Raw genomic sequence first — 1,828 nt, forward strand, 5'->3', positions numbered from 1 at the left:
TGGTCGTGGGTCGCCGAGATGATCTTGTCGAACGCCGTCGAGCGGTTGTTGTAGCGGTCCAGGTCCAGCATCGACTCGAAGTCGTCCGGCGCCACGGCGTCGTAGATGATGTCCTTGGTGATGTTGCCGTCGGCCGCCATGCGATCCTCCCGGTGATCCTGTCGGGGCGAAGGTCATCACCCCCGAAGCCGGGCGTCAACGGAAAATGACGCTCGCGTCATTTTCATCGGCCACTCAGCGGGGCGGCGGCTCGGACTGCAGGGTCTCCAGATAGGCCACCAGGTCTTCGGCCTCCTGACGACCGATCTGGATCGGCGGCATCTCGCCCGATCCGTGCTGCGAGATCTCCGTGAACCGCCTTTGTAGGGACAGGGCGTTGTAGCGGATCCGAAGGTCGCGGAAGCGTGGCCCGAACGAGGCCGGGCCATCATCCAGGCCGACCACATGGCATCCCGCGCACCGCCGCTCGGCGAAAGCCTGGCCCCGCAGCACGGGCGGATCGGCGGCGGGGCCGGCGCCTACCGCCTGCACCCCGGCTGCGCCGGCGCAACCGGCCAGGGCCGCCGCCAAGCCCAGCATCGCCCAAGACCTGTTCGCCATCGACGCCTCCGTGGGATGGAGCCGCAGAATGGCGCCATTCGGTCCCGCGCGCGCCTCCGGTGCTCTACCTAGACGCGGCGGCGCACGAAAAGGCCCGCCGGCGCGGGCCGGCGGGCCGAAGTCGTGGAGGAAGCTGGCTCGGCCTACTCCGCGGCGATGGAAATCGCCTGGCCGACGCGGTCTTTGAAATTGATCTCCTGGAGGCACTTGATCCCCTCCTCGGCGATATCGTCGCCGACCATCCGGTCGCCCTCGCCGCGCAGCTCCTCGACGTCCACATAGGTGGCGTAGAAGGCCTTGGTGCGGTCGGTGATGATGCCGGCGTTGAGCAGGGTCTTCACCAGCACCCGGAAGATGTTGGTCTGCTCCTTCATGTTCTCGCGGCGCTTGTCGTCGTTCATGATCTCCGCCATCTCGGCGATGACCTTGTCCGGATCCAGGCCGAATTCCTCGTACAGATCGCGCTGCTGGGTGGGAGCCACCAGGTTGAACAGCAGGGTCTGGAAGCAATGCGCCGCCCAGGTCTCGATGATCTCGTGCTCGGCCTCGGTCAGGTGCGGAATGGTCCGGTCGGCCCAGATCTTCCCGAACTTGTGGTGGAAGGCCTCGTCGGTCATCACCAGCTGCAGGAGCCGCTTGCCCATCGGATCGCGGATATTGTTGAAGAAGGTGGCGAAGGCGCCCATGGCCAGGCCCTCGACCAGCATCTGCATGCCGATGATCTTCTTGTAGACCTCGGGGCTGCCGATGATGTCGACCAGCAGGGCCTTCAGCGTCGGGCCGCATTCCACCGGCCGGCCCCAGCGGGCCTTGATGTCTTTGGCGAAGGCCGTGCCGTGGCGGGCTTCCTCGCGGGTCTGGTTGGCGGCGTATTCCTGCGCGCCCTGGTCCAGCAGCACGTGGCACAGCGAGGCCGAGAGGTTCAGCGCGCCCTGCTCCCCGTGCAGGATCGAGGAGAAGGACCGCAGGGCCGACTGGTTGACGAAGCGGACGCGGGTCTTCCAGTCGCTGAGGTGATTGGAGACATAGTCGGTGGACATGGAGATGATCATGTCCTCCGGCAGGAGCATCTCGTTCTCCATGTCGAAGGGCGCGGAAAAGTCGATGTATTTTGGGTCGAGCGGATCCCAGAAGTGGTCGTGGGTCGCCGAGATGATCTTGTCGAACGCCGTCGAGCGGTTGTTGTAGCGGTCCAGGTCCAGCATCGACTCGAAGTCGTCCGGCGCCA

2 protein-coding genes and 1 pseudogene are annotated in these 1,828 nt (G+C 65.5%); all 3 read right to left on the minus strand.

Annotated features, from left to right (window positions below; translation table 11 throughout):
* A pseudogene (locus Q8Q88_RS01295) lies at positions 1-140 on the minus strand (ferritin-like domain-containing protein); the annotation flags it as partial.
* 94 nt (positions 141-234) lie between these two features.
* The gene (locus Q8Q88_RS01300) at positions 235-600 is read right to left on the minus strand and encodes a cytochrome c (protein ID WP_305673393.1); all 366 of its coding nucleotides are present in this window, start codon (positions 598-600) and stop codon (positions 235-237) included.
* Between the two features lie 143 nt (positions 601-743).
* A partial coding sequence (locus Q8Q88_RS01305; RefSeq protein WP_305673394.1) for a ferritin-like domain-containing protein occupies positions 744-1,828 on the minus strand: 1,085 nt, incomplete at its 5' end.

It is taken from the genome of Phenylobacterium sp. (assembly GCF_030697925.1).
Classification (GTDB): Bacteria; Pseudomonadota; Alphaproteobacteria; order Caulobacterales; family Caulobacteraceae; genus Phenylobacterium.